The sequence below is a fragment of the Nonomuraea sp. NPDC048901 genome (assembly GCF_040649695.1).
Lineage (GTDB): Bacteria > Actinomycetota > Actinomycetes > Streptosporangiales > Streptosporangiaceae > Nonomuraea.
The window spans coordinates 722,167-742,564 of the sequence record NZ_JBEZFW010000002.1; the positions used below are offsets into that span (position 1 = coordinate 722,167).

A 20,398-nucleotide genomic window follows, 5' to 3' on the forward strand; every position below is an offset into this window, starting at 1 on the left:
CCAGCCAGGGGCTCAGTGAGGGCCAAGGTGCTGGTGGTCGGCATGGATGGCCTGCGCTTCGACCGCTTGGTCGCGCTGGAGCCGCCGGTGCTGAGCGGGCTGATGTCGGCGGGCGCGTACGGGACGAGCCTGCTCCCGTACGGCGAGGCCGCCGCCCCCCGGACCGAGTCCCCCGGCGAGATCGTCCCAGAGGGCACCGCCGCTTCGGGCGAGGACGCCGCCACTTCGGGGGAGATCTCCTCCAGCGGTGCCGCTTCGGACCAGGTCTCCTCCAGCCGGGTCATCAGGTCGCGGACCGATTCCGGGCCGGGATGGTCGTCCATCGCCACCGGGGTGTGGCCCGACAAGCACGGCGTTGTGGACAACGCATTCACCGACCCTCAATTCGCGAAATATCCGGACTTCTTGACGCGCGCCAACACGGCCCGCCCCGACCTGACCACCGCGGCGTTCTTCTCCTGGGCGGCGCTTGCGGACCACGGCGCGTTCGGCCCGGCCATCGGCACCCGCCTCGCCCTGGACGGCTACGCGATCACCTGGCCGACCGCCGACAAGCAGGTGACCGAGGCCGCCGAGAACCACCTCGCGAACACCGGCGCCGACCTCACCTTCGTCTACCTGGGCGAGACCGACGAGGTGGCCCATGACCTCGGCCCGCACTGCCCCGAATACACCGAGGCGCTGCACACCCAGGACGCCTACCTCGGCCGCTTCCTCGACGCGATCCGGGACAGACCGACGTTCGCCGGCGAGCGCTGGACCGTGCTGGTCACCACCGACCACGGTCACGTCGACGAGGGCGGCCACGGCGGCACCTCCATCGAGGAGCGAACGGTCTTCGTCATCGCCGCCCGCCTGGGCGGCGGCGTGAACCTGGGCGGTTCCGGCCTCGGCGGTCCGAGGCTCGTGGACGTCGGCCCGACCGCGCTGGCCCTGCTCGGCATCGAGCCCGACCCCGCCTGGGGCCTCGACGGTGTGCCGCTGGAGGTGTGAGCGACGCCACTGTTCATCAAGTGTTGAATTCTTTGCCGTAAAGCGTGACACTCATAGCGAGACGCTGAACGGTGGGGGTGCGCCCGATGAACACGGCACTAAACTTTTCCGACATCGACGGCGGCATGCTGGCCGAAGTCGGTGGCAAGGCGGCCAACCTCGGTGAGCTGACCCGGGCCGGGCTCCCCGTCCCGCCCGGCTGGGCGCTCACCACCGAGGCGTACCACGAGGTGGCGCAGGCGGCGGGCCTGGACGACGTCATCGCGACCGGCGGCCCGGGCCTCGCGGAGGCCGCCAGGACCCGGCTGCTGAGGGCCCCGATCCCCGAGGCCGTCGCGCGGTCGATCCGCGAGGCGTACACCACACTGAGCCAGACCGTGCACCATGACGCGGCGCCGGTCGCGGTGCGGTCCTCGGCCACGGCGGAGGACCTGCCGTTCGCCAGTTTCGCCGGTCAGCAGGACACCTACCTCAACGTCGTCGGCGCCGACGACGTGCTCGACGCCGTACGCCGCTGCTGGGCCTCGCTCTGGACCGACCGCGCCGTCGCCTACCGCGACTCCAACGGCATCGACCACGCCTCCGTACGGCTGGCGGTGGTCGTCCAGGTCATGGTCGACGCGCGGACGGCCGGCGTACTTTTCACCGCGAACCCGCTCACCGGACGCAGGCACGAGGCCGTCATCGACGCGAACCCCGGGCTCGGCGAGGCCGTGGTCTCCGGCGCCGTCAACCCCGACCGGTTCGTCGTCGACGCGGCGAGCGGTGAGATCCTCGACCGGCACGCGGGCGACAAGCGGCTGACGATCCGCGCCCTGCCCGGCGGCGGCACGGAACGCGTCGAGTCCGCCCATGACGGCTTCTGCCTGACCGACGAGCAGGTACGCGACCTGGCCGCGCTCGGCACCCGCGTCGAGGACCACTACGGCGCGCCGCAGGACACCGAGTGGGCCATCGACGCCGACGGCGAGCTCTGGCTCACTCAGGCCAGGCCGATCACCACGCTCTACCCGCTGCCCGAGACCACCAGGCAGGGCCTGCGGGTCTACTTCTCCATCAACGTCGCCCAGGGCGTCATGGGGCCGCTTACCCCGATGGGGCTGTCCGCGTTCCAGCTGCTCAGCTCGGGTGCCGCCGGGGTGTTCGGCTACGGTCCGGCCAGGGCGCGTGATGGGGCGGCGTTCATGTTCGAGGCGGGTCAGCGCGTCTGGCTGGACCTCACCACGGCCCTGCGCAGCCGCATGGGCCGGGCGATCATGCCGCGCGCCCTGCTGATGGGCGAGGCCAGGGCCGGGGCGGTGCTGACGGACCTGTTCGAGGAGCCCCGGTTCTCGGTGATCCAGACCTCGCGCCGGCCGTTCTTCCGCGCGGTGGCGCACTTCGCCCGCCGCGTACACGCCCCGAAGCGGCTGCTCCAGGCGCTGACCCGGCCCGACCGGGCGATCGCCTACACCAGGCGGATGGGCGACGAGCTGGACCGGCGGCTGCGGGTGCCCGGCTCCGCCACACCCGTCCAGCGGCTCGACCACGCGGAGCGGATGCTCAGCACCGCGTTCCCGGCGATCGTCTCGCTCATGCCGATCGCGATCGCCGGTTATGGGCTGTTCGGGCTGGCCGCGAAGCTCTCCGGCCTGTCCATGAGCGACATGCAGGACGTACTCCGCAGCGTCCCCAACAACCCGACCACCGAGATGGACCTCGAACTCTGGGCGCTGGCGACGCGCATCGAGCCGGAACCGTTCAGGAACGAGCCGGTGAGCGAGCTCGTACGCCGCTTCAAGGCCGGCGAACTGCCCCCGAAGGCCCAGCAGGGGATCACTGCTTTTCTGGATAAGTACGGGCATCGCGGCATCGCCGAGATCGACCTGGGCGTCGCCCGCTGGTCGGAGGACCCGACGCACATCCTGGGCGTCCTGGCCAACTACCTGCGTATGGAGGGCGGCGCCGACCTCGCGCCCCACGCGCTGTTCGCCAGGGGAGCGGCCGAGGCCGAGGCGGCTGTCGCGCGGATCGTGGCGACTGCTCGCCGCAAGGGCGCGCTCCGGGGGGCTGTCGTCCGGTTCGGGCTGCGGCGGACCCGGATGTTCGCCGGGGTACGCGAGATGCCGAAGTTCTACCTGGTGAAGACCCTGGCCGCGATCCGGCGGAGTCTGCTGGTCGTCGGCGAGCACCTGGTGACCACCGGCGTGCTGGACGCGGCGGACGACGTGTTCTACCTGCGGATCGAGGAGGCGCGGTCGGCCCTGGACGGGGGCGACCTGCGTACCACGGTGATCGAGCGGCGGGCGGCCTACGAGCGGGAGTCACGCCGCAGGCACGTGCCGAGGATCATGCTGTCGGACGGCACCGAGCCCGAGGCCCTGGCGGCCCCCGCCGCGGCGGGCGCGCTGATCGGCAGCGCCGCCTCCGCCGGTACGGTCACCGGCCGCGCCAGGGTGGTGCTCGACCCGGTCGGGGCGCACCTGGAGCCGGGGGAGATCCTGGTCTGCCCGTCGACCGACCCCGGCTGGACGCCGCTGTTCCTCACGGCGGGCGGGCTGGTGATGGAGATGGGCGGCGCCATGTCGCACGGCGCGGTGGTGGCCCGCGAGTACGGCATCCCGGCGGTGGCCGGCGTCCCGGACGCCACCCACCGCATCGTCACCGGCCAGGAGATCACCGTGAACGGAGCCGCGGGCACGGTGACGATCTCCGAGGCCGAGCCGGACCCGGCTGACGAAGCCGCGGCACGGGACGAACCGGCCGCCAGCCCGGCCTGACCCGGTCGCGGTCAGGAGGGGCGGCACAGGACGCCCGGCCGGGTCAGGCGGACACCACCTGGGCGTAGCGGTGCTTCATGGTGGCCACGATCTCGTCCGGGTCGGCGGCCCAGACGTCGGCGTTGAAGATCTCCACTTCGACGTCCCCGGTGTAGCCGGCCGCGGCGACAGCGCGGGTGATCGGCGGAAAGTCGATCACCCCGTCGCCCATCATCCCGCGCCCCAGCAGCACGTCCGCCGGCAGCGGCTGCAGGTAGTCGCACACCTGGTACGACGCGATCCGGCTGCCGGCCCTGGCGATCTCCTCGAACAGCCGCGGGTCCCACCACACGTGGAAGGTGTCGACCACCACCCCCACCTGCTCCTCCGGATACGGCAGGCACAGGTCGACCGCCTGGGCCAGCGTCGACAGGACGGCCCGGTCGGCGCAGTACATCGGATGCAGCGGCTCCAGCGCCAGCTTGACGCCCCGCTCACCGGCGTACGGGGCCAGCACCTCCAGCGCCTCGGCCACCTGCTCACGGGCCCCGGCCAGATCACGCGAGAAGGGCCGCCCCGCGCCGTCGGGGTCGGCCGGCAGCGGTTCACCCGGCCGCACGACCGGTAGCGGCTCACCCGGCAGCGGTTCGCCGGGCCGCACGCCCGGCAGGCCGCCGACGACCATGACCAGGCAGGCCGCCCCCAGCTCGGCGGCCTCGTCGATGGCCCGCCGGTTGTCGTCGAGCGCCACCCGACGAGCCGTCCCGCCTGATGCCTGGCCGCTCGTGCCGGAACCCGGGTCGGCGGGGGTGGTCAGGAAGCCGCCACGGCAGAGCGACGACACGCGCAGCCCGGCGTCGCGGACCAGCTTGACGCTCTCGGCCAGCCCCTGCTCCGCCACCTCCTCACGCCACAGCCCCACGGCCTCCAGACCGTGCCGTACGCAGCCCTCGACGGCCTCCGCCACCGACCACCGTTTGGTCGTCCGCTGGTTCAGGGAGAGGCTCACAGCCCGTTCACCTCCAGCAGCGCCTTCATCTTCCGTACGGCCAGCTCCTGGTCGGCCAGCAGCCCGGCCTGGTCGGCCAGGCGGAAGACCTCCGACAGGTGGACCAGCGAGCGGGCCGACTGGGCGCCGTTCACCATGGCGAACGCGTCCTGGTGGCCGTTCAGCCAGGCCAGGAAGACGATGCCGGTCTTGTAGTTGTACGTCGGCGTCTCGAAGATCTTCCGGGACAGCGGCACGGTCGGCGCCAAGATCTCATCGTAAAGTGCGAGATTTCGGGCGGCCGCCGCGCCGGTGCTCTGTTCGGCGGCGTCCAGCGCCCGCAGGGCCGCGGCCGCCGCCGGCGCGATCGCGTCGAAGATGCCCAGCAGCGCGTGCGACCCCGACTTGATCAACGACGGATAGTTGAAGTCGTCGCCGGTGTACAGCCTGACGCCGGCGGGCAGCGCGGCCCGCAGTCCCACCTCGTGCTCCTCGTCGAGCAGCGACACCTTCACGCCGTCCACCTTCGAGGCGTGCGCGTGGATCAGTTCCAGGAACGACTCCGTGGCCGCCGCCACATCGGCGGAGCCCCAGTATCCGGCCAGCTGCGGGTCGAACATCTGGCCGAGCCAGTGCAGGATCACCGGCCGGTCGGCCAGCCCGAGCAGCTCCCCGTACACCTGGTGGTAGTCCTTGGGCCCGCTCGCCACCCGCGCGAGCTGCCGCGAGGCCATGATGATCACCCCGGCGCCGGCGGCCTGCACGGTCTCCAGCTGCTCGGTATAGGCGGCGGTGATCGCGCCCAGGTCGGCGGCTTCGGGCGCGTGGTCGGTGCCCGCGCCACAGGCCACCAGCGCGGCGGGGTCGCCGAACGAGCGGGCCTCGGCGGCGCTGCGCCGGATGAGCTCCTTGGTGGCGACCCAGTCCAGGCCCATGTTGCGCTGGGCGGTGTCCATGGCGTCGGCGACGCGCAGGCCGTACGACCACAGGTGCCGGCGGAACCGGAGCGTGGCGTCCCAGTCGACGGCGGCGGGGGAGCCGGGCGTGTTGTCGCCGAGCGGGTCGGCCACCACGTGCGCGGCCGCGTACACGACCCGGCTCGACGCCGGGGCGTCGACGACGGGCCAGGTCACGGGCTCACGCAGCGTGTACGCGCCGCCGGGCAGGTCGATGATCACAGGTGCGGCACCTCGATCCGGCGGCCCTCGGCCGAGGAGCGCAGGCCCAGCTCGGCCAGCTGCACGCCGCGCGCGCCCGAGGCGAAGTCGTTCGGGAACGGCGCGTCCTCGCACACGTGGCGGATGAACCCCTCCCACTGGATCTTGAAGCCGTTGTCGAAGTCGGCGTTGTCCGGCACGTCCTGCCAGCCCTCGCGGAAGCGGGCCGTGGCGGGCAGGTCGGGGTTCCAGACCGGCTTGGGCGTGGCGGCGCGGTGCTGGAAGCGGCAGTTGCGCAGGCCCGCGACCGCGCTGCCGTGCGTGCCGTCCACCTGGAACTCCACCAGCTCGTCGCGGTTGACGCGGACGGTCCAGGAGGAGTTGATCTGGGCGATCACACCGCCGGCCAGCTCGAAGATGCCGTACGCGGCGTCGTCGGCGGTGGCCGCGTAGGCCTTGCCCTGCTCGTCGACCCGCTGGGGAACGTGCGTCACGGCCTTGGCGTAGACGGACTCGACGCGGCCGAACAGGTTCTCCATCACGTAGTGCCAGTGCGGGAACATGTCGAGCACGATGCCGCCGCCGTCCTCGGCCCGGTAGTTCCACGACGGCCGCTGGGCCTCCTGCCAGTCGCCCTCGAACACCCAGTAACCGAATTCGCCCCGGACTGAGAGGATCTGGCCGAAGAAGCCGCTGTCGATGAGCCGCTTCAGCTTGAGCAGGCCCGGCAGGAACAGCTTGTCCTGCACCACGCCGTTCTTGACGCCCTTGGCCTTGGCCGCCTCCGCCAGCGCGACCGCCTCCTGGACGGACTCGGCCGTGGGCTTCTCGGCGTAGATGTGCTTGCCGGCCTCGATGGCCTTGAGCACCGCCTTCACCCTGGCGCTGGTGACCTGGGCGTCGAAGTAGATGAGGTTGTCGTCGTCGGACAGAGCCGAGTCGAGGTCCGTGGTGTAGCGGGAGATGTGGTGCTCGGCGGCGATCCGGGAAAGCTTGTCCGCGCTCCTGCCCACCAGGACCGGCCTGAGCTTGACCCGGCTGCCGTCGGAGAGGACGACCCCACCCTGCTCGTTGATGGCCAGGACCGATCGGACCAGATGCTGGCGGTAACCCATCCGGCCGGTGACGCCGTTCATCACGACGCCAATGGTGCGCACGCTCATGAGGATCCTTTCGCGGAAAGCGCTTTCCCGAACGGTAAGGCCGCCCCCGTGGGGGCGTCAAGTGGGCCGTACCTAGAGCTCGCCCTTGCTTTCCAGCCGGGCCAGCGCCTTGGCGAGCGGATGGGCGGTGAGGGAGAGCTGCCATTCGCGGGCGCCGAGCCCGCGCAGCCGGGCGGTCACGGTCTCGTCGGTGATCTCCACCGGCGGCTCCCAGGTGAGTCTGCGGACCGCGTCGGGCTGCAGGAGATTCTCCGTCGGCATCCGATGCTCGTCGGCGAGCGCGGCCACGACGGCGCGCGCCGCGGCGAGCCGCTTGGCCGCCGCCGGATCGCGGTCGGCCCAGCGGTTGGCCGGGGGCGGCCCGTCGCCGGGCGTGCTCGGCTGCGGCAGCTCGGACTCGGGCAGCCCGCGCGCCCTGCTGACCGCGGCCAGCCAGTCGGTCATGTGCCGGCGCGCGCTGCGCCCGGTGAACGCCGAGATCTCGGTGAGCGCCTTCTTGGTGCGCGGCACCTCCAGCGCGGCCGTGACGATCGCCGAGTCGGGCAGCACCCGGCCGGGCGCCAGGTCGCTCTCCTGGGCGATGCGGTCGCGCATGGTCCACAGCTCCCGCACGATCGCCAGCGCCCGCATGTTGCGTACCTTGTGGATGCCCGACGTGCGCCGCCACGGATCGGAGCGGGGGACCGGTGGCGGGGTGTTGAGCACGGCGGCGAACTCCTCGCGCGCCCACTCCAGCTTGCCGCTCTCCACCAGCTCGCCGTGGAGCACGTCGCGGAGCTCGACCAGCACCTCGACGTCGAGCGCCGCGTAGCGCAGCCAGTCTTCGGGCAACGGCCTGGTCGACCAGTCGGCCGCCGAGTGGCCCTTCTCCAGCCGCAGCCCCAGCACGGTCTCGACCATCGTGCCGAGCCCCACCCGCTCGTAGCCGAGCAACCGGCCCGCCAGCTCGGTGTCGAACATGTCACGGGGCCGGAACCCGACCTCCAGCAGGCACGCCAGGTCCTGCGACGCGGCGTGCAGCACGATCTCCGCGCCCGAGACGGCCTCGTCCAGCTCCGACAGGTCGGGGCAGGCGATCGGGTCGATCAGCGCGCTGCCCGCGCCCGCCCGGCGCAGCTGCACCAGGTACGCGCGGTTGCCGTAGCGATAGCCGGAGGCCCGCTCGGCGTCGACGGCCACGGGACCGGTGCCCGCCCGGAAGGCCGCGACGACGCGCGCCAAAGAGGCGCCGTCTTCGACGACCGCCGGGATGCCCTCGCGTGGCTCCAGCAGTGGGACGACGGTTCGTTCTTCTGTCATGAGATCACCGTTCTCATGACGCTTGTGCGGTATTGACTGGTGCCCTCACTTCGTACGGTCACTCTCCGGATCTTCACGTCGGCGTGGCATGGCGGCCACGTCGGGAGGGAGCGGCGGGATCCCGGCCGCCAGGCACATGAGGTCACACCACGCTGCGACATGGCCGGAGAGATCCTCATGCGCGGGCGACCAGGATGCCCTCAGCTCTAGCTCGGTGGTGACCGGGTCTTCGGCCTTGTTGCCGAACCCCTCGGACACGGCTCTAGTCACGGTACCGCCAGCGGCGGAGTAGTCGGCCTGATGAGCCTCGAGCGCTTCGGTGAGCCAGCTCCACGCGACGGGGCCGAGCAGGGGGTCGGAGGTGATCTCCGGCTCCATGTCGGCACGGACATAGGCGACCAGCCGGAACGGACCCTCCCAGCCGCGCTGGCCGTCGGGGTCGAAGAGCAGGATCAGCCTGCCGACCGCGAGTTCGTCGTCCTCGCGGTAGACCGAGGCGCCGATCGCGGCCGAGAAGGGGGCCAGCCGCTGGGGCGCGGGCAGGTCTTCGAGCTCGATCTCCGGCCTGACCTCGGCCTGACGCAGGCTGTCGACCGCACGCCTGAAGGAGGCGGGGGCCGGCGGCTGCTCACCGAGGGTCATAGCCGAAGCGTAGGTCGAAGACGGGCGGAAGGGGACCACGGGGGTGCTCATAGTTCGCGATCAAACCGATGCCATAGCTAGCTGACGGACCGGCAGGGTGATCCCGCCTAGGACGATCGCGTGGCCGCAGTCGACACAGGCCCACTCCGGACACTCGCCCGGCTCGTGCCCGTCGGGACACGGAGGCTGCTCGAACAGCCGCATGCCGGCACAGGGAGCGCAGTGCTCACTGCGGTGTTCTGGGGAACCCCACAACGCGGTCATCGCACCGGAGCCTTTCTTCGGGTCGTCGCTCCGACGTTGGCACGGCACGCTGACAATTCGCCGCAACGCGCTCGGCGTGTCCCGAAAGTGGATGCTGAATCGATGCCGCGCGGTGGCTTGGCCAACTTTTGGTCCAGACGAGACCGGCTTTCTGGTCGCCCATGGGGTGTGTTCGACCCGTGTGGGGCGCCGATGCCGAGCCGACCGGTAAACATCCATCTGGCTATCTGATCATGATTTTGGTCGTTCAATGCATACTTTTCCGACACGTCGCGCCGGTGAACGGACCGGCACGAGGTCATGGGACCCTTGAGAGGTGAATCTCGCCGACTCAGCGTTCCTTCGCGCCTGCCGCCGTCAGCCCGCACCGCACACCCCGGTCTGGTACATGCGGCAGGCCGGGCGGTCGCTGCCCGAATACCTGAAGGTTCGCGAGGGCGTGCCCATGCTGACCGCGTGCGCGACGCCCGACCTCATCGTCGAGATCACCCTGCAACCCGTCCGCCGCTACGGCGTCGACGCGGCCATCTTCTTCAGCGACATCGTCGTGCCGCTCAAGGCCATCGGCATCGACCTCGACATCAAGCCGGGAGTCGGCCCGGTCGTGGCCGACCCCATCCGCGACGCCGCCGGGATCGACGCGCTGCGCCCGCTGGAGCCCGGCGACGTCCCCTACGTGACCGAGGCGATCCAGGCGCTGACCGGCGAGCTGGGCGCCACGCCGCTGATCGGCTTCGCGGGCGCGCCGTTCACGCTCGGCTCCTACCTCATCGAGGGCGGGCCGTCCAAGAACCACGACCGCACCAAGGCCATGATGTACGGCGAGCCCGCGCTGTGGCACGCGTTGATGGACCGGCTCAGCGCCATCGTCCTGGAGCACCTGCGCATCCAGGTACGGGCCGGGGCGTCGGCCGTCCAGCTGTTCGACTCGTGGGTGGGGGCGGTGGCCCCCGAGGACTACCGGGAGTTCGTCCTGCCCCACACCCGCCGCATCTTCGACGGCCTGGCCGACCTCGACGTGCCGCGCATCCACTTCGGGGTGGGCACCGGCGAGCTGCTGGGCCTGCTCGGCGAGGCCGGGGCCGACGTGGTGGGCGTCGACTGGCGGGTGCCGCTCGACGAGGCCGCCCGCCGCGTGGGGCCGGGCAAGGCGCTGCAGGGCAACCTCGACCCCGCCATCCTGCTGGCCCCGTGGGAGGTCGTCGAGCGCAAGGCGCGCGAGGTGCTGCGCCGGGGCGAGGCGGCCGAGGGCCACGTGTTCAACCTCGGCCACGGCGTACTGCCCTCGACCGACCCCGACCAGCTCATGCGCCTGACCGACCTGGTTCACGAAGCCTGAGTCTCCACCGGGGTTGCCGCTGCTGGGCGGGCTAGGCGGCGCCGCCGTACCAGGACGACCGTCAGAACGATCACCGGCACGACCACGATCATCCAGGGCAGCAGCACCCCGACGACCGTCAGCGCGACCTTCACGGCCCCGACCAGGCCCCTCCAGCCCGACTTCAGCCCGCCGAGGAAGCCGGCGGGCTCCTCCGACGGCTCGTTCACGACCGCGACGGGGCCGACCAGCCGGAGCGTGAGGGTCGCCATGCCGACCTGGGTGGCCAGCTCCTTCTGCTGGGACTGCAGCGACTCCAGGTCGGCCTCGCGGTCGGAGATCTCCCGCTCGACCTGCAGCACCTGGCCGATCGTGTCGGCCTTCTTCAGCAGCGTACGCAGTGAGTCGAGCGCCTGCTGCGCCGACTTCAACCGGCTGTTGACGTCGGCCACCTGCAGCGTGACGTCCTGGGTGCCCTGCTGGACCGACAGCTGCTTGCCCAGGTTCTTGCCGAGCGCGGCGAGCACCTCGCCGTAGCGGGCGGGCGGGATCTTGAACTCCAGCAGGGCGCTGGCCTCGCTGCCCTCGGCCGAGTTCGACTCCTCCTTCGACAGGTAGCCGCCGGCCGCGGTGACGATCTGCTTGGCCTGGAGCGCCGCCCCCGTGACCTCCTTGGCCCGTACGGTCATGCTCGCCGTGTAGATGACCTGGCGGTCCTGCTGGGTGACCTTGACCTTCGAGGCGATGTTCTCGACGGACTTGGGGGCTCTGCGTTGCGGGGTGGAGGCACTGTCCTGGGCGGCCTTCGACTCTGTCTGGCCGGACGCGGCCGCTTCGGGTGCCACCGCCGGGGCCCCGGCCTGGTCGGACAAGATGTTCGACTGGCTACCGCCGCAGCCGGACAGGACCAGGATCGCGCAGGCGGCTGATAACGCGACGCCGTACCGGAATCTCTCCATGCACCTAAGACGGGCGGTGGCTCCGGCGGGTTTGACCATGGGCGTCACGGTCAGGTCACATGCCTTCAGCATGATCCCAAAGTGGGCTCCCCCGAGGGGCTGGTCGAGCCCGTGAGGCGGTAGCGTCGGGAGGCGTGGCAGGGAAACAAGCGCACGTGGTCGTCATCGGGGGCGGGATCTCCGGCCTGGCCGCGGCGTGGCACCTCAGACAGGGCGCGGGCGAGCGCGTGAAGGTGACCGTGCTGGAGGGCAGTCCGCGCATCGGCGGCAAGCTGCTCGTCTCCGAGGTCGCGGGCATCGACGTCGACGCCGGCGCGGAGTCCATGCTGGCCAGGCGGCCCGAGGGCAAGGAGCTGGCCAAGGCCGTCGGGCTCGGCGACGACCTGGTGGACCCCGGCACCACCCGCGCCGCCGTCTACAGCAGGGGCGCGCTGCGGCCGATGCCCAAGAAGCAGGTCATGGGCGTGCCCGCCGACCTGATGGAGCTGGTCAGATCCGGCATCGTGTCGCCCGGCGGGCTGGCGCGCGTGCCGCTGGACCAGATCCTGCCCCCCACGCTGGTACGTACCGACGTCTCCGTCGCCTCCTACATCAGGGCCAGGATGGGCGGCGAGGTGCTCGAGCGGCTGGTCGAACCGCTGCTCGGCGGCGTCTACGCGGGCCGGGCCGAACGGCTGTCGCTGGAGGCCACGATGCCGGCCATCGCCGCCGCCGCGCGCTCCGAGCGTTCGCTGCTCGCGGCGGCCAGGCAGATCGTGGAGGAGGCGCCCCGCGACGCGGGACCCGTCTTCACCTCGCTCAGGACCGGGATCGGCAGCCTGCCGGAAGCGGTCGCCAAGGCGTCGGGCGCCGACATCAGGACCGGCGTCACCGTACGCGAGCTGCACCGGACCGAGCACGGCTGGCGGCTCGTGACCGGCCCCGTGCCGCGCCCCGAGGTCATCGAGGCCGACGCGGTGATCGTCGCCACGCCGGGACCCGCCGCCGCCAGGCTGCTGCGCGCCGAGGCGCCCAAGGCGGCGACCGAGCTGGACCGCATCGACTACGCCAGCATGGCCATCGTCACCCTCGCCTACGCCGTCGACGCCTTCCCCACACCGCCGACGAGCAGCGGCTACCTCGTCCCGCCGGTCGAGCGGCGGCCGGTCAAGGCGGTGACGTTCAGCTCGGTCAAGTGGCCGCACCTGGCCGGCGACCTGGTGGTGGTGCGCTGCTCCATCGGCCGGATCGGCGAGGAACACCTGCTCCAGCGCGACGACTCCGAACTCGTCTCCCTGGCCACGGCCGAGATGGGCGACGTCATGAGCGTACGCGGGCTGCCGGTCGACACCCGGGTCTCGCGCTGGGGCGGGGCGCTGCCGCAGTACGACGTCGGCCACCTCGACCGGGTGGCCCGCATCCGCGCGGCGGTCGCCGTGCAGCCCGGCCTGGCGGTGTGCGGGGCGGCCTACGACGGGCTCGGCATCCCCGCGTGCGTCTCCACCGCCCGCACGGCGGCGGCCCGGATTCTGGACCACCTCTCGCCGGAAGGACAATGGACCCATGACTGAGGGCGCACCGCGGCCGAAGGCCCGCGATCTGAACCAGGTGATCCGCTACACGATGTGGTCGGTCTTCAAGGCCACCGACCGCTGTCCCGCCAACCGTGACAGCATGACCGGCGAGGTCACTGAGCTGCTCGAACAGGCGGCGCTGAAAGACGTTGTGACCCGCGGCCTCTATGACGTGGCGGGGTTCCGGGCCGACGCCGACTACATGTTCTGGTGGCACGCGCCGACGGCCGAGGACCTCCAGGACGTCTACTCCCGTTTCCGCCGCACCGAGCTCGGCCGCCACAGCGCGCCGGTCTGGTCGGCGATGGCGCTGCACCGGCCGGCCGAGTTCAACAAGTCCCACATCCCGGCCTTCCTGGCCGAGGAGGAGCCGCGCGCCTACGTCAGCGTCTACCCGTTCGTGCGCTCGCTGGAGTGGTACCTCCTCGACGACGCCGAGCGGCGGTCGATGCTGGCCGAGCACGGTCACATGGCGCGTGACTACCCGGACGTCCGCGCCAACACGGTGTCCTGCTTCGCCCTGAACGACTACGAGTGGATGCTGGCCTTCGAGGCCGACGAGCTGCACCGGATCGTCGACCTGATGCGTCACCTGCGGGGCGCCAAGGCCCGTGAGCACACGCGCATCGAGGTCCCCTTCTACACGGGCGTGCGCAAGCCCGTCCAGGAACTCATCGCGGCACTTCCGTAACCTCAACCTCCTTGTTCACTGGCGCCCCGAGTTGGGGGATCCAACTGAATTGATCTACCGCTCCTTGCCACAATCGGGGGAATCCCTTGCCTGTGCGGTGCGAGGGTGTCCACGTTCCAAGGGGGCGGGCCGGGTGCGGCGGTCGGAAGGGCACACCTCTGGGCGACACGCGGCGGATTGTGATGATCTCCGGATCAGGCCAGGACGGGAGCGGTCGGACGCGCCTCCGCTGGGATGGGGGCGGCCGGAGGCGTCTGCGCCGGGTCGGGGGCGGTCCGACGCGCTTCCGCCGGGTCGGGACTGGTTCGACACGTCTCCGGTGGGTCGGGGGCGGTCGGACACGTCTCCGCCGGGTCAGGAGTGGTTTGACGCGTCTTCGCCCGGCCGCCCGGAGCGTCGTGAGGGAACCCGGGAGGTGCCCGGTCACGGGTCGCCGGGGAGTTCGCCGCGCAGGTCACGGCATGTCGGGCGGCGGCGTCGTACGAAGGCTCGGCGGCCGTGGGCCTTGGGGTTGTCTGCGGGGGCGTTGGTGCTGGCAGGAGCGACCTTGTGGCTGCTGGGCACGGACGGCCCGTACGCCGGTCCACTCGTCGGCCCGCTGGCCGGTCCGCTCGCCGGTGGGCTGACGGCCCGATCGGACGCGAGCGGAGGCGTGGACACCCGCGCGGCCACGGACTCGAGCCTGCGTGAGGGTACGAGCTCTGGCGCCCGCAGAGGTGCGGGGAAGCATGGCCAGGCCCTCGCGGAGGGCGGCGCGACCCGCATCCCGATGAGCGTCACCCCCACCCCACTGGGCGGAGGCGCCCAGCGCTCGGGCGGTTCGACGCACGACACCCCGGCCTCGAAGGCCCCGCCGGCCGGCGCCACGCCGGGCTCCGTGACAGGGGACGACCCCCAGGCCGAAGCGCCCCAGGACAGCGGCACCGTGAACCCCTCGACCGTCGATGCGTTGACCGGAGATCTGTCGACTGGGGATGACGGATCCGACTACAAGGCGGACGGCCCCTCGATGCACACCGACCAGCAGGCGGCCGAATACTTCCGCACCCACTGGCCCGCGGACGACAAGGCCTCCAAACGCCTCAAGGACATCCGCAGCATAGGCGGATATCTCCGCCTATACACCGACCTCCCGGAGTCGGCCGGCAACTCCAGCCAAGCCATCACCTTGTGCGAACGCGGCCTGCAGTATTTGAGGGAGAGCGGCGAGACGAACCCGATCATCTTCGTTCAGGCCAAGTTCGGCGAGAACGGCAACCCGGTCCTGGCCAACATCCTCGGCCCCGCCGACAAGAGCTGCCGCGTCACCTACCCCGAACCCGACTAAGAGCTGTTTCTCGAATCAGGGGCGGAGCGAGATGGTCAGGGCGGCCAAGGTGACGGTGCCGAGGAAGATGTGGGCGCGTTTGTCGTGGCGGGTCGCGATGGCTCGGAGGTTCTTCAGCCGGTTGATCGCTCGTTCGACGACGTTCCTGCCCTTGTATCGTTCGGCGTCGAAGCCGGTGGGGCGTCCGCCGGCGGACAGATGGATCTTGGTGGTGAAGCCACCCCGGCAACGGCCTGACCACCTCCGCCAGCCGGGAGAAATTCCAGCTCAGCCTCGCTGAACTCCTGCCGATCGACGTCATCCCTCGTCGGCGGCGACCTTGAGCTCCACGGTGACCGGGGCAAGTCCGTCACTGGTGACCCGCACGTGGATGGGGCCCGGGCCGGTCGGGCGGATAACGGCGAGGGCCCGGCCGTCGAACGTGGTACGCCGTGTCGCGTCGAAGCCTTCCTCGGTCATGGGCCGCGCGCTGCCCAGCGCCTGAAGGACTCCTGCACCGCTCACCTGGACCGCCACTTGGCGATCGTCGTCGTGTGCCAGGTTGCCGTCGGCGTCACGGAGCTCGATGGTGACGTAGGCCAGATCACGATGGTCGGCGCGCAGCAGGTGACGATCGGTCTCGACGCTGAGGCGGGGCTCTGCAGCCGTCCGAAGGCGCACTCGTGACTGTTCGCGGCCGGCGCTGTACGCGACCGCCGTGAGCTCGCCGGGGTGGTACCGCAGGTCGAAGCGCGCCCGGTACTCGTGGTGGCGGCCGGCCGGGGCCCGGCCCACCGCTGTGCCGTTCAGGAGCAGTTCGACTTCGTCGGCGTCGCTGTACACCTCGGCCTCGACGGGTGATCCCGGTGCCACGTTCCAGGACCACCCGGCGACCGTGTCGGTCCACGCCCACTGCATCTCCAGGCGTCGCCTGCCATGGTGCTGAGGACGGAACACGGCGATATACGGCTCGTGCCGCAGCCCGAACACGATCTCCCGGTAATAGGAGGCCGGGCGGCGATGGCCGGTGATGTCGATGTCTCCGCACCAGGCGAGCAGCCAGGGGTAATCCGGGTCACCGCCGCCACTCCGTGCCGGATCGTCGGCGTAGTCGGTGCGTCCGAGCCCCACCTCGCCCAGGTAGTCCCACCCGGTCCAGGTGAAGTCGCCGATCACGTGCGGTAGTTCCTCCACCAGTGGCCAGATCCGCGCGATGTTGCGCGGATTGGTCTCCGTGCCCAGGACGACCCGGTTGGGGAACCGCTGCCTGTCGGAGACGTAGCGCTGCTCGGCGTAGTTCAGGCCCGCCACGTCGACGGCCGCGTGTGACTCCGCTGTGCGCTCGGTGACGAGGTCGGAGGTGGTGATGCGGTCGAAGATGTCCGACATCGCGGTCATGACGTCGTTGACGCCGCGGGCATGCAGGGCCGAGACCTCCTGCTTGAAGTCGTCGAGGATCTCGGCGCTGACGGCCCAGAAGCTGCTGATCGCGTTGGTCACGAAGCGGGTGCCGTCCAGGCTGCGGACCTTCTCGGCCAGCCGGCGTCCCCATGCGCCGCCGTGCCCGGAACCGGCCTCGGGGACCTCGTTGCCGATCGAGTACATGATGACGCTCGGGTGGTTGCGGCTCTTGGCCACCATGGCCTCGATGTCACGCTCCCACCACTCGGGAAAGTCCAGGGAGTAGTCGAAGGGCTTCATGGCCTCCAACCACATGTCGAACGCCTCGTCCAAGACGAGCATCCCGAGCCGGTCGCACGCTTCCAGCAAGGCGGGGCTCGCCGGGTTGTGGGAGCTGCGGATGGCGTTGAACCCGGCGGCCTTGAGGATCTCGATGCGGCGCTCCTCCGCCCGCGCGATCGCCGCCGCTCCGAGCGGACCGTTGTCGTGATGGATGCACGCCCCGCGCAGCTTCACCGCCTGGCCGTTGATCCGCAGGCCGTGCATCGGATCCAGTTGGAGAGTGCGGATGCCGATGTTCAGCGAGGCCGAGTCGGACTCGACGTCCCCGTCCTGCAGCCTGATCGTCGCCTGGTACAGGTAGGGGTCGTCGACGCTCCAGCGGCGGTGGCCGGCCACGTAGAGCCGGTTGCGCGACACCGTGGTCGTGCCAGGGGTGATGGTGACGGGCGTGGCCTCGTTCGCGACGAGTGCGCCTTGCTGGTCGCGCAGCTCCACCTGCACGGCCACGGTGCGCGTGGTCAGGCCCTCGTTCTGGATGGTCGCAGCGACCTCGACCACCGCTCGCTCGTCGTCCACGTCGGGCGTGGTGACCAATACGCCGTCGGGGGTCAGGTGGACGAGATCCAGCACGTGCAGATACGTGTCGCGGTGAATGCCCAGGCCCGAGTACCAGCGGGAGTCCTGGTGCGCCCGTGCCTCGACCCGGATGGTGTTCGTCTGCCCGTAGTGCAGGTAGGCGTCCAGGGGTACCCGGAATCCGGTGTAACCGTTGCGGCGCTGCCCGGCGAAAGAGCCGTTCACGAAGACCATGGCGTCCCGGTAGACGGCCTCGAACTCGATCGCGACACGCTTGTGACGCCACTCCTCGGGCACGAACAGCGTCTTGTTGTACTCGACCACACCACCGGGGTGGTAACCGGTGGAAGCTCCTTCGCTGTCCGTGGCCGAACGCTTGAGCGACTGCATGGCGTCGTGGGGGAGCACGACAGCCTGGCCGGCGGCATCTGCGGCGACGAGATCGGAGAAGCTGCTGACCTTCGGTTTCACCGTCCAGTCGGCGTTGAACGAGATGCGTGCCACAGTGACCTCTTTCTATGGGGACAGGCGACCTGAAACTGGTCAGGCCGCCACCAGCCGCACGGCCTGATACGGCTTGGACGGTAGGGGCACCAGCACGAACGTCTCGTACGTGCCGGGCAGCCGGTCGATGGTGCACTCCCAGGTGTCGAGCACGTCCACTCCGCGGACAGCTCGACGTCCACGAAGGGGTTGCCGGCCGCCGGTCCCTGCAGTGCGATTTCCAGCACTTCCCACCTGGACGGCTCGCCCACGAGGGTCCAGGCCGCCGTGGCGCGCGGGGCCGACGGGTCCGGGGCGGCGGGCGTGACGGCGGGCGCGTGCTCGTGGAGCAGGATCGGGGCCATCACCTTGTCGATCTCGTTCCAGAAAGCTCTCTCGCCGCCTCGTCGTCGCGCAGGCCGGGCGCCACCCGTAGGAACGCGCCGATGAGCAGCACACGCAGGCCCGGCTGGTCGAGCACGGCTTCCGGCAGATGCCGCTCCAGCAGGGCGCGGCCGCTCGGCGCGTCGAGGACCTGGCCGAGCGTGACGAGGGGTGTGAGCATGGGTTCGTTCTCCTTACGTCTCGTAATCAGGGCTTCACGACCACGCGGACCCGGCCGAGGTTCTCGACCTGGGCGAACGGGCCTGCCTGGCCCGGCCGGGAGGAGGCCACCTTGAGCGAGACGTAGTACGTGCCGGGCTTGGTGTACCGGTGGCTGCCGGTGAGGGTCAGTGTGGAGCCGGGCTTGCCGATGGTGATGGGCGTGTAGGTGCCGGAGCCGGTGAAGTCCCACGCGGCCGAGACGATCGTCCCGGCGTCCGGGGGAGTCTGTGCTTTTGCGAAGAAGGTCGCCTTGCGACCGGCCAGACGGACGGTCAGGTCGACGACGGGCTGAATGCCGCGCCTGTCCGACGCCCGCGCCGGGATGGTGACCTGTCCGCCGGTGATGTCGTACCGGGTGGAACGAGGTGGGGTCACACCGCGCTCGGCCCATGCGGCCACGTCGCGCAGCGCCTGCTCGACGATCGGGTCGTAGGAGACGATCCGGTTCGTCTTGGTGCCGGTGACCGGGCCTTCGAGGTGGTCGGCGTTGTCGTTGTAGTAGAGCCGGAAGGCGCCGTCGAACGCCTGGTCACCGAGCGCCGTGCGCACCTGCTTGGCGTACCAGTCCGCGTGCCACGGGTAGGCGTCGGTGTCGACGAGGTTGTCCACCACGATGACCTTGGTGTTGATCTTGCCGGTGAAGGTGCCGCCGCCGGTGGTGCTCCGCGCGATCATTGGGCCGATGAGCATGGGCCGCTGCGGGTAGAGCGGCTGCCCGTCAGGGCCACGAAGCACGTCGTAGATGGTGTAACCCTGGTCGGCGGGCGGAACCTGGTGGCGGTAGTACGACGGCAGCGCGACGAACCAGCGGTTGTCGACGCGGATCCGCACGCCGGTCTTGAGCGCCGCGAGCACCGCGGCGGAGTTATCGCTGCCCAGAGTCAGCACGCCGGTGGAGGGATCGAGGGTGCCGATCAAGCCGCCGATTCCCGGGACGGTGAAGTCCAGCCCGAGGGTGCCGGTCAGGGTGGGCAGGCCGGACAGCGTGACGGCGATGGGTGTCCCGTCGGCGGCGGCTTGCACGTGGGTGATGGTCGGTGTGGCGTCGATCAGTTCGGCGCGGACGAGGTCGCCGAGCGGCGACTGCTCGGTGCCGAGATAGCCGGGCTTGGACCAGAAGTCGGTGACGTAGGACGGGTCGAACCGGCGGATCACGGCACCGAAGCCGAGCAGTCCGTCCGCGGTGGACAGCCCCAGCACGTAGTCCGGGTCCTCCCACGCCCGCAGCGGGACGCCGAGGCTCGTCACCTCGCGCAGCATCGCCGCCTGAACCGCCGTCAGCCCGGCGTACGGGTCGCCGGAGCCGCCGGGGTGGACCGCGTCCGCGATTCGGTCGGCCACATCCCGCAGCACCATGCGGGCCTGCGCGCGGATGAAGAAGTTGGCCGGGATGGACATGGGGACGCCCACGACGATCGGGACTGCGCCGTCCCAGACGCCCGTGGTGTTCTCGATCGCGCCGACGGTCTGGAAGGAACCGCCGGAGGGGCCGTAGAGGTAGCCGTAGATGCGCCGGGAGCCGGAGCGGTAGTAGGCGGCGGCCACGGTCTCGGCGAATTTCGCCGCGGCGGCGGCATGTCGGTACCCCTGGGTCCCGCTGGTCGCGACGGTGTACCCGCCGCTGGCGGCGCCGAAGGAGATGACGCGGTCCAGGGCGTTCTCGTCCGACAGGGGATAGGTGTACTGGAAGAAGCGGCCCTGCCACTGGGCGGCCGGCGGCAGGTAGATCGTGAACTTCACGTCCGTGCCCTCGAAGTGCCCCGACAGCCGGCGGTGTGCCACGGGGGTGGTGAGGTCCCGCTCGGCGTCGATCATGGGCTTGACGTAGAGCGGGTCCACGCAGTCCGGCGTCACTTGGATCGGCCCTCCTGGCTGGGAAGCGGCGCAGTCCGCCGCTGCGATGGCGGGCTGTGCGGGGACGAGGACCGGGCTCAAGGCGAGGACGAGGCCGGTGGCCACGAAACGCAGGGTCATGCGAA

16 protein-coding genes and 1 pseudogene are annotated in these 20,398 nt (G+C 70.8%); 6 read left to right on the forward strand and 11 right to left on the reverse strand.

From position 1 onward, the window contains the following. Window positions 1-15 precede the first annotated feature (15 nt). Complete coding sequence (locus tag AB0C30_RS08355; protein ID WP_357940968.1) at window positions 16-993, forward strand: alkaline phosphatase family protein; 978 nt, start codon at window positions 16-18, stop codon at window positions 991-993. A gap of 86 nt (window positions 994-1,079) precedes the next feature. Further along, a complete protein-coding gene (locus AB0C30_RS08360; protein ID WP_357940970.1) occupies window positions 1,080-3,752 on the forward strand; it encodes a PEP/pyruvate-binding domain-containing protein in 2,673 nt (890 codons plus the stop codon). A 43-nt stretch (window positions 3,753-3,795) separates the two neighbouring features. Here AB0C30_RS08360 and AB0C30_RS08365 read toward each other — a convergent pair whose 3' ends face one another. From AB0C30_RS08365 to AB0C30_RS08385, 5 genes are all read right to left on the reverse strand, one after another. After that, the gene (locus tag AB0C30_RS08365) at window positions 3,796-4,740 is read right to left on the reverse strand and encodes a sugar phosphate isomerase/epimerase (RefSeq protein WP_357940972.1); all 945 of its coding nucleotides are present in this window, start codon (window positions 4,738-4,740) and stop codon (window positions 3,796-3,798) included. Beyond that, window positions 4,737-5,897 (reverse strand): dihydrodipicolinate synthase family protein, encoded by a 1,161-nt coding sequence (locus AB0C30_RS08370; RefSeq protein ID WP_357940974.1) that lies wholly within the window; start codon window positions 5,895-5,897, stop codon window positions 4,737-4,739. The genes AB0C30_RS08365 and AB0C30_RS08370 overlap by 4 nt, the downstream gene beginning before the upstream one ends. Then, window positions 5,894-7,039: a Gfo/Idh/MocA family oxidoreductase gene (locus AB0C30_RS08375; protein ID WP_357940976.1), complete on the reverse strand. Its 1,146-nt coding sequence runs from the start codon at window positions 7,037-7,039 to the stop codon at window positions 5,894-5,896. Before AB0C30_RS08375 ends, AB0C30_RS08370 begins: the two co-directional genes overlap by 4 nt. Window positions 7,040-7,111: 72 nt before the next feature. After that, window positions 7,112-8,338: a ribonuclease D gene (locus tag AB0C30_RS08380; RefSeq protein WP_357940978.1), complete on the reverse strand. Its 1,227-nt coding sequence runs from the start codon at window positions 8,336-8,338 to the stop codon at window positions 7,112-7,114. A 45-nt stretch (window positions 8,339-8,383) separates the two neighbouring features. After that, complete coding sequence (locus AB0C30_RS08385) at window positions 8,384-8,980, reverse strand: DUF3000 domain-containing protein (RefSeq protein WP_225289305.1); 597 nt, start codon at window positions 8,978-8,980, stop codon at window positions 8,384-8,386. A 652-nt stretch (window positions 8,981-9,632) separates the two neighbouring features. On the opposite strand from AB0C30_RS08385, the gene hemE reads away from it, so the two are divergent. After that, window positions 9,633-10,583 (forward strand): uroporphyrinogen decarboxylase, encoded by a 951-nt coding sequence (gene hemE, locus AB0C30_RS08390; protein ID WP_357941489.1) that lies wholly within the window; start codon window positions 9,633-9,635, stop codon window positions 10,581-10,583. On the opposite strand, the gene AB0C30_RS08395 is transcribed toward hemE, so the two are convergent. Further along, complete coding sequence (locus tag AB0C30_RS08395; RefSeq protein WP_357940980.1) at window positions 10,571-11,521, reverse strand: DUF4349 domain-containing protein; 951 nt, start codon at window positions 11,519-11,521, stop codon at window positions 10,571-10,573. The genes hemE and AB0C30_RS08395 overlap by 13 nt on opposite strands. 134 nt (window positions 11,522-11,655) lie before the next feature. On the opposite strand from AB0C30_RS08395, the gene hemG reads away from it, so the two are divergent. The 3 genes from hemG to AB0C30_RS08410 all read left to right on the forward strand — a co-directional run bounded on the left by hemG (window position 11,656) and on the right by AB0C30_RS08410 (window position 15,092). Then, entirely contained in the window at window positions 11,656-13,071 is a 1,416-nt protein-coding gene (hemG, locus tag AB0C30_RS08400) for a protoporphyrinogen oxidase (RefSeq protein WP_357940982.1), read from the forward strand. Next, entirely contained in the window at window positions 13,064-13,765 is a 702-nt protein-coding gene (gene hemQ / locus AB0C30_RS08405) for a hydrogen peroxide-dependent heme synthase (protein WP_357940984.1), read from the forward strand. The genes hemG and hemQ overlap by 8 nt, the downstream gene beginning before the upstream one ends. A gap of 529 nt (window positions 13,766-14,294) precedes the next feature. Continuing rightward, window positions 14,295-15,092, forward strand: coding sequence for a hypothetical protein (locus AB0C30_RS08410; RefSeq protein WP_357940986.1), 798 nt, complete (start codon window positions 14,295-14,297; stop codon window positions 15,090-15,092). A 15-nt stretch (window positions 15,093-15,107) separates the two neighbouring features. On the opposite strand, the pseudogene AB0C30_RS08415 reads toward AB0C30_RS08410, so the two are convergent. The 5 genes and pseudogenes from AB0C30_RS08415 to AB0C30_RS08435 form a co-directional block, all read right to left on the reverse strand. After that, window positions 15,108-15,281: pseudogene (locus AB0C30_RS08415) on the reverse strand (transposase); the annotation flags it as partial. A 108-nt stretch (window positions 15,282-15,389) separates the two neighbouring features. Further along, the gene (locus AB0C30_RS08420; RefSeq protein ID WP_357940988.1) at window positions 15,390-17,834 is read right to left on the reverse strand and encodes a glycoside hydrolase family 2 TIM barrel-domain containing protein; all 2,445 of its coding nucleotides are present in this window, start codon (window positions 17,832-17,834) and stop codon (window positions 15,390-15,392) included. 39 nt (window positions 17,835-17,873) lie between these two features. Then, complete coding sequence (locus AB0C30_RS08425) at window positions 17,874-17,987, reverse strand: DUF5605 domain-containing protein (protein ID WP_357940990.1); 114 nt, start codon at window positions 17,985-17,987, stop codon at window positions 17,874-17,876. A gap of 190 nt (window positions 17,988-18,177) precedes the next feature. Next, entirely contained in the window at window positions 18,178-18,378 is a 201-nt protein-coding gene (locus AB0C30_RS08430; protein ID WP_357940992.1) for a hypothetical protein, read from the reverse strand. 26 nt (window positions 18,379-18,404) lie between these two features. Next, the gene (locus AB0C30_RS08435) at window positions 18,405-20,393 is read right to left on the reverse strand and encodes a PKD domain-containing protein (RefSeq protein ID WP_357940994.1); all 1,989 of its coding nucleotides are present in this window, start codon (window positions 20,391-20,393) and stop codon (window positions 18,405-18,407) included. Between the last annotated feature and the right edge of the window lie 5 nt (window positions 20,394-20,398).

Excerpts from the sequence above, each read along its gene's own strand:
- AB0C30_RS08375 (WP_357940976.1), bottom strand. The coding sequence starts at position 7,039 with ATGAGCGTGCGCACCATTGGCGTCGTGATGAACGGCGTCACCGGCCGG.
- AB0C30_RS08430 (WP_357940992.1), bottom strand. The coding sequence starts at position 18,378 with ATGCTCACACCCCTCGTCACGCTCGGCCAGGTCCTCGACGCGCCGAGC.
- AB0C30_RS08385 (WP_225289305.1), bottom strand. The coding sequence starts at position 8,980 with ATGACCCTCGGTGAGCAGCCGCCGGCCCCCGCCTCCTTCAGGCGTGCG.
- AB0C30_RS08435 (WP_357940994.1), bottom strand. The coding sequence starts at position 20,393 with ATGACCCTGCGTTTCGTGGCCACCGGCCTCGTCCTCGCCTTGAGCCCG.
- AB0C30_RS08380 (WP_357940978.1), bottom strand. The coding sequence starts at position 8,338 with ATGACAGAAGAACGAACCGTCGTCCCACTGCTGGAGCCACGCGAGGGC.
- AB0C30_RS08360 (WP_357940970.1), top strand. The coding sequence starts at position 1,080 with ATGAACACGGCACTAAACTTTTCCGACATCGACGGCGGCATGCTGGCC.
- hemQ (WP_357940984.1), top strand. The coding sequence starts at position 13,064 with ATGACTGAGGGCGCACCGCGGCCGAAGGCCCGCGATCTGAACCAGGTG.
- AB0C30_RS08395 (WP_357940980.1), bottom strand. The coding sequence starts at position 11,521 with ATGGAGAGATTCCGGTACGGCGTCGCGTTATCAGCCGCCTGCGCGATC.
- hemE (WP_357941489.1), top strand. The coding sequence starts at position 9,633 with ATGCGGCAGGCCGGGCGGTCGCTGCCCGAATACCTGAAGGTTCGCGAG.